3 protein-coding genes are annotated in these 6,116 nt (G+C 69.0%); all 3 read right to left on the bottom strand.

Going from position 1 to position 6,116, the window contains the following annotated elements:
- Positions 1-248 precede the first annotated feature (248 nt).
- Genes HLB44_RS29840 through HLB44_RS29830 form a run of 3 tightly spaced genes read right to left on the bottom strand, consistent with a single transcriptional unit; the run spans position 249 to position 6,089 of the window.
- Positions 249-3,398, bottom strand: a complete 3,150-nt coding sequence (locus HLB44_RS29840; protein ID WP_173131885.1) for an efflux RND transporter permease subunit — start codon at positions 3,396-3,398, stop codon at positions 249-251.
- Positions 3,395-4,777 (bottom strand): efflux RND transporter periplasmic adaptor subunit, encoded by a 1,383-nt coding sequence (locus HLB44_RS29835; RefSeq protein ID WP_173131882.1) that lies wholly within the window; start codon positions 4,775-4,777, stop codon positions 3,395-3,397. Before HLB44_RS29835 ends, HLB44_RS29840 begins: the two co-directional genes overlap by 4 nt.
- Position 4,778: 1 nt before the next feature.
- The gene (locus HLB44_RS29830) at positions 4,779-6,089 is read right to left on the bottom strand and encodes a TolC family protein (RefSeq protein WP_173131879.1); all 1,311 of its coding nucleotides are present in this window, start codon (positions 6,087-6,089) and stop codon (positions 4,779-4,781) included.
- Positions 6,090-6,116: the final 27 nt, after the last annotated feature.

The raw sequence follows: 6,116 nt of genomic DNA, 5'->3' as shown, positions 1-6,116 counted from the left end.
CAAGCCAATTTAGTGACTACAAAATCGAGAAAACAAAAGCGCCTCAAGGGCGCCAATGTTCAGCAATCACGCGGACTTGCGCCCGCATGATGACTACGTGGATGGGAGGAACTTCGGGCTAGGCCCGGACAAGACGCCCGGCTTCTTTGTGAACGGCACACGGCGGCTGCGACGTCAGCCATGAACAGCTGAAGGCCTGGGTCGAGCAGGAGTCAGGAAAATCAAGGCGCGGTAGTCCGGGGCGCGGGTCATCCCATGCCGGGTTTCGGTTGCCTGCGCCGAAGCAGCAGATAAGCCGCCGGAATCACGAACATCGACAGCAGCGGCGCTGAGATCATGCCGCCCACCATCGGCGCGGCGATGCGCTGCATCACCTCGGAGCCGGTGCCCGAGCCCCACATGATCGGGAACAGGCCGGCCAGGATCACGGCGACGGTCATCGCCTTCGGCCGCACGCGCAGCACCGCGCCGTCGCGGATTGCGTCGAGCAGATCCTGCTCGCTCACCTGCCCGTGGGCCAGCCGCTCGTTCCACGCGTTCTTCAGGTACAGCAGCATGATCACGCCGAACTCGGCCGCGACCCCGGCGAGCGCAATGAATCCCACCGCACCGGCCACCGACAGGTTGTAGTCCAGCAGCCAGAGCAGCCAGATGCCGCCGACGAGCGCGAAGGGCAGCGTGGCCATGATCATCAGCGCCTCGTCGAAGCGCTTGAAGGTCAGGTACAGCAGCACGAAGATGATCAGCAGCGTGAAGGGGACGACGACCTTCAGCTTGGCGATCGCGCGTTCCAGGAATTCGAACTGCCCGGACCAGGCGATCGAGTAGCCCGGCGGCAGCTTGACCTTCTCGCCCACCACACGCTGCATGTCCTGCACTGCCGAGCGCAGATCGCGCCCGCGAATGTCGACGTAGACCCAGCCCGACAGCCGTGCGTTCTCGCTGCGCAGCATCGGCGGGCCGTCGCTGATGCGCAGCGTGGCGACGTCGGACAACACGAGCCGTGCGCCACGTTCGCTGACGATGGGCAGCAGGCGCAGTTTCTCGAGCGAGTCGCGGACCTCGCGCGGGTAGCGCACGTTGATCGGGAAGCGCTGCAGGCCTTCGATCACTTCGCTGCCCGGACCGCTCAGGTTGTCGCCGCCGATGGCCGATGCGACGACCGATTGCACGTCGGCGATGTTCATGCCGAAGCGCGCGGCGGCGTCGCGGTTGATCAGCACGTCGACATAGCGCCCGCCGGTCAGCCGCTCCGCCAACGCACTGCTGACACCGGGCACGTCCTTCAGCGCCCGCTCGATCTCGCCGGTCAGGCGATCGATGACCGCCAGGTCCGTGCCTGCTACCTTGACGCCCACCGGGCTCTTGATGCCGGTGGCCAGCATGTCGATGCGGTTGCGGATCGGCGGCACCCAGATGTTGGCCAGGCCCGGCACCTTGACGATGCGATCGAGCTCTTCGATCAGCTGATCCTGCGTCATGCCGGGCCGCCACTGCTCGCGCGGCTTGAACTGAATGGTTGTCTCGAACATCTCCATGGGCGCCGGGTCGGTGGCCGTCTCGGCGCGGCCGGCCTTGCCGTAGACGCTGGCGACCTCGGGCACGGTCTTGATCAGCCGATCGGTCTGCTGCAGCAACTCGGCCGCCTTGCCCGCCGACAGTCCCGGCAATGCCGAGGGCATGTACAGCAGATCGCCTTCGTCCAGGCGCGGCATGAACTCGCCGCCGACGTGCTGCAGCGGCCACAGGCTCGCGACCAGCACCACGGCGGCGACCGCGAGCGTCAGCTTCGGCGCGCGCAGCACCGCGTTCAGCAGCGGCCGGTACAGCGCGATCAGCACGCGGCTCAACGGGTTGGTCTTCTCATCCGGGATGCGGCCGCGGATCAAGTAGCCCATGAGCACCGGGATCAGCGTGACGGACAGGCCCGCCGCCGCCGCCATCGCATAGGTCTTCGTGAAGGCCAGCGGGGAGAACAGGCGTCCCTCCTGCGCCTCCAGCGTGAACACCGGAATGAAGCTCAGCGTGATGATCAGCAGCGAGAAGAAGAGCGCTGGACCGACCTCGGCCGCCGACGCGCCGATCACCTGCCAGCGCGCCTCGCCTTCGAGCCGCTCGTCCGGATGCTCGTGACTCCAGCGTTCGAGATGCTTGTGCGCGTTCTCGATCATCACCACCGCTGCATCGACCATCGCACCGATGGCGATCGCAATGCCACCGAGCGACATGATGTTCGCGTTGACGCCCTGGTAGTGCATCACGATGAACGCGGCCAGAATACCGAGCGGCAGCGAGACGATGGCGACGAAGGCCGAGCGCAGGTGGAACAGGAAGACGAAGCACACCAGCGCGACGACGATGAATTCCTCCAGCAGCTTGAAACCCAGGTTCTCCACCGCGCGTTCGATCAAGCCCGAGCGGTCGTAGACCGGCACGATCTCGACGCCCTTGGGCAGGCTGGCCTGCAGCGACTTCAGCTTCGCCTTGACCGCCGCAATCGTCTCGAGCGCGTTCTTGCCCGAGCGCATCACGATCACGCCGCCGGCGGCCTCGCCCTCGCCGTCGAGCTCGCCGATGCCGCGGCGCATCTCCGGACCGACCTGGATGCGTGCGACGTCGCCCAAGCGCACCGAGACGCCGGCCTCGCTGCTCGCGAGCGGGATCTTGCGGAAGTCGTCGAGCGACTGCAGGTAGCCCGAAGCGCGCACCATGTACTCGGCCTCGCCCAGCTCGAGCACCGAGCCGCCGGCCTCCTGGTTGGCCTTGCCGATGGCCTCGGCAATGCGTCCGTGGCTGATGCCGTAGGCCGCCAGTTTGTCCGGATCGAGCACGATCTGGTACTGGCGCACCATGCCGCCGACCGAAGCGACCTCGGCGACATTCGGCACGCTCTTCAGCTCGTACTTCAGGAACCAGTCCTGCAGCGCACGCAGCTGGCCGGCGTCCTGCGTCCCGCTGCGATCGACCAGCGCGTACTGGTAGATCCAGCCGACGCCGGTGGCATCCGGTCCGATCGAGGCCTTCGCGGCCGGCGGCAGGCGCGACTGCACCTGGTTCAGGTACTCCAGCACGCGTGAGCGCGCCCAGTACAGGTCGGTGCCGTCCTCGAACAGCACGTAGACGAACGAATCGCCGAAGAACGAGTAGCCGCGCACCGTCTTTGCGCCCGGCACCGACAGCATCGTCGTCGTCAGCGGGTAGGTGACCTGGTTCTCGACGATGCGCGGCGCCTGGCCGGGAAAGGTCGTGCGGATGATCACCTGCACGTCCGACAGGTCGGGCAGCGCATCGAGCGGCGTCTTCGACACCGCGTAGAGGCCCCAGCCGCTGATCATCAGCGTGGCCAGCAGCACCAGGAACCGGTTGCCGATCGACCAGCGGATCAGCGCGGCGATCATCGCGAGCTCCCCGTGGCGGTCGGTGCAGGCTCGCTGTTCAGGCGCGCCTCGACGCCCTTCAGGCTGGCCTCGGAGTCGATCAGGAACTGCGAGGACACCACCACGCGCTGGCCCGCCTGCAGGCCGCTCTTGACCTCGGTCAGGCCGCCGTTCTCGATGCCGATCTGGATCTCGGCGGGACGGAAGCGGCCGTTGGCCTCGGCCAGCATCACGACCGTGCGACGACCGGTCTGGATCACCGCTTCGGTCGGCACCAGCAGCACCGTGCCGGCGCGCGTGTCCATGAACTGCATCTGCACGAACATGCCGGGCACGAGCCGTCCGCCAACGTTCGCCAGCTCCACCCTGGCCTTCAAAGTACGCGTCGCCGCACTGACATCGGGCAGCAGCGCCTGCACCTTGCCCTCCAGCGTGGTGCCGGGCAGCGATGGACTCGTGGCCCGCACCTTCGCGCCCGGTCGCAGCAGCGCGGCCTGACTCTCGGGCACCTCGGCCTGCGCCCAGACGGTGCCGGTGCCGTTGATGCGGAACAGCGTGGCGCCCGCCATCACCGTCATGCCCTCACGCGCCATCAGCTCGCTGACCACGCCGGCGATCGGCGCGCTCAGCGTCCAGCGCGGCTGCGCGCGCCCGCTGCGCTCGACCAGCGCGATCTGCGCGTCGTTCATGCCGGCCTGCCGCATGCGCTGGCGCGCCCCGTCGACCAGCGGCGCGAGATCGCTGCCCTGCATGCGCCGCAGCGACAGGAACTCTTCCTGCACCGCGAGCCAATCGGGCACGAAGAGGTCGGCGAGCGGCTGCCCCTTCACAACCCGGTCGAGCGCCGCGCGGACATGCAGCTTTTCGATGAAACCACCGGCGCGCGCCGGCACCAACAGCTGCTCGCGCTCGTTCCACACGATGCTGCCGACGGCGGACACCTGCGGCGACAGCGCGCCCTCCACCACCGCCGCGGTGCGCACGCCCAGGTTCTGCTGGATGCGCGGGCTCACGGTCACCCGGCTGCCGTCGCCCTCGCTGTCGGCATAGACCGGCACCAGCATCATGTCCATGAACGGCGACTTCGCCGGCTTGTCGAACTTGTTCCCCGGCACCATCGGGTCGTGGTAGTAGAGCACCCGCTTGCCGGTCGACGGATCGATGTCGCCGGCCTTGATGCCCGATGCGATGTGGCGGCGGGTCGCCGCTTCGCCCTGCGTGATGCTCTGCGGGACGGGCTCGGTACCGCCCGCGGCCTGAGACGCCGCGGTGTCGGGCACCGATGCGCCGGGCGCGGCGCTGATGCCGCGCTGCATGCCGGCGATGTAGAGGGCGTGCCCGGCGCCACCGAGGATCGCGGCCGCGCCGACGGCGATGGCGAGCAGTGTCAGTCTCTTCATGTCATTGCTCCTTCGCCACGGCAGTGCGGGCTTCGCTCGGCACGAGGTATTCGAGTTGTGCCCACAAGGCTGCCGCGTCCATCTCCAGGCGCAGGCGTTCGATGCGCAGGTCGACCTCCATGCGCCGCGCTTCGAGCACGGCGCCCAGCGCTCCGCCACCGCCGCGGTAGGCGGCCACCGCAGCCTGCGTGCGCTGCGCAGCGAGCGGCAGCAGCGTGTTGTCGTAGTGCACGAGCCGGTCGCGCTGGCCGCGCCACGCCTGCAGCCAGCCGCGTACTTCGGCTGCATGCTCGCGCTCGGCTTCCTCGCGCTGCGCGCGCACCTGGTCGACGAGCGCCAGCTTCGCGGCCAGTTCTCGGTCTTGCCGGTTCCTGCGGTCCCACTGCAGCGGGACCGAGACGTTCACCGACACCATGTTCGAGTACGCCGAGCCGCGCTGGCTGAACATCAGCTCGACGCTCCAATCGGGACTTCGGTTGCGCTCGGCGACATCGGCCTCGGCGCGCGCAACGCCCTCCTGCCGCGCGATCACAGCGAGCTCCGGGTGATGCGCCACCCGCGCGTCGACGGTCGCCGCATCGGCGTCTGCAAGCTCCAGCGCGGGCGGCGGCGCAAGCGGCTGCCGGGCGTCGTCTCCTACCCAGCGTGCGAGCCGGGTCTTCGCGACGGCCACCTGCTGCTCGGCCTGCTTCACGCGCTCGTCGATCTGCGCGGCGGCCGCCCGCGCGGCGAAGATCTCGGCCTGTGCGCCCCGCCCGCCGCGCCACGCTGCCTCGGCCGCTTCGACCTGCAGCGCCGCCTCGCCGCGCTGCGTCTGCAGCAGCTCGAGCACGCGCTCCTGGAAATGCCGCTCGAGCCAGGCCTTGGCCGTGTCCCGGCGCAGCGCGGCGAGCGCCGCCGCGCGCATGGCCTCGGCCACCTCGGCCTCGCGCTCGAAGCGGCCGGCGCGCGCGCTGCGCTTGTCGGCGCGCGTGAGCTCCTGCATCACGCCGACCGAGCGCATCGTCATGAAGTCGCGCGACAGGCTGAAGCGGTCGGAGCCGTCGACGGGCAGGTTATTGATGCCGGCCTTCAAGCTCGGATCGGGCCGTTGGCCCGCGGCGACCGCCATCTCGCGCGCGGCACCCGCGGCGGCGTCCTGGGCGACGAGTTGGCGCGAGCGCTGCTGGGCGAGCTGCAAGGCGCGATCGAGCGTCAGCGTCGCCGTGCCTTGTGCAGCCGCGGCCCCCGCGACCGCGATGGTCGACACAAGAGCCCAGCGCGCCAGCGTGCGCCCGGCAGGCCGGCAGGACGGGAATGAAATCGTGAACATGGCGTCTCCAGACACTCGGAACCGTCC

The organism is Pseudaquabacterium terrae, assembly GCF_013266755.1.
Classification (GTDB): Bacteria; Pseudomonadota; Gammaproteobacteria; order Burkholderiales; family Burkholderiaceae_C; genus Pseudaquabacterium; species Pseudaquabacterium terrae.
This window is presented reverse-complemented; position numbering and strand designations above follow the sequence as displayed.